Below are 479 nucleotides of genomic sequence, written 5' to 3'. Positions count from 1 at the left end.
AAAAGTAATATTACCGACCCTGATAGCGCGAAAATGACCACGTCAAAAGGTACAATCCAAGGCTACAACGGGATAGCGATAAATGACGATAAACATCAAGTTATACTGCAAGCACAGGCATGGGGTACAGTGGGCGAGCAGCAAACCTTACAGCCAGCGGTTAAGCAATTAAAACAACAGCTCACTAAGCTCAATACAAAAAAAGAAGCAGATAATCACACCATAAAGTTTACCGCAGACAGTGGGTTTAACAGCGAAGTGAATCTTGAGTTTATGGCGAAAAGTGGCTTTGATACTTACATTGCGGATAACCAATTTAGAAAACGAAATCCGCTGTTTAAAGAAAGTGAAACCTATGAGACAGAGCAAGAAAAGCGCCGACTAAAACGCAGTAAAGGCAAGCCACGGTTATTTACCTCAGACGACTTCCATTATGATGAGACGACACAAACCTGCCGCTGTCCCGCAGGCAATGAAAT

The 479-nt window shown here is 42.8% G+C and carries 1 pseudogene; it reads left to right on the top strand.

Annotated elements, in window-relative coordinates:
• Positions 1 to 33: 33 nt before the first annotated feature.
• Positions 34 to 479, top strand: a pseudogene (locus H5154_RS23165) (transposase); the annotation flags it as partial.

Origin of the sequence: Pseudoalteromonas sp. SR44-5 (assembly GCF_014163675.1) — a bacterium.
GTDB classification, from domain to species: Bacteria; Pseudomonadota; Gammaproteobacteria; order Enterobacterales; family Alteromonadaceae; genus Pseudoalteromonas; species Pseudoalteromonas rhizosphaerae.
The sequence above is the reverse complement of the archived record's forward strand: the minus strand, read 5'-3'. Positions and strand labels throughout refer to the sequence as shown.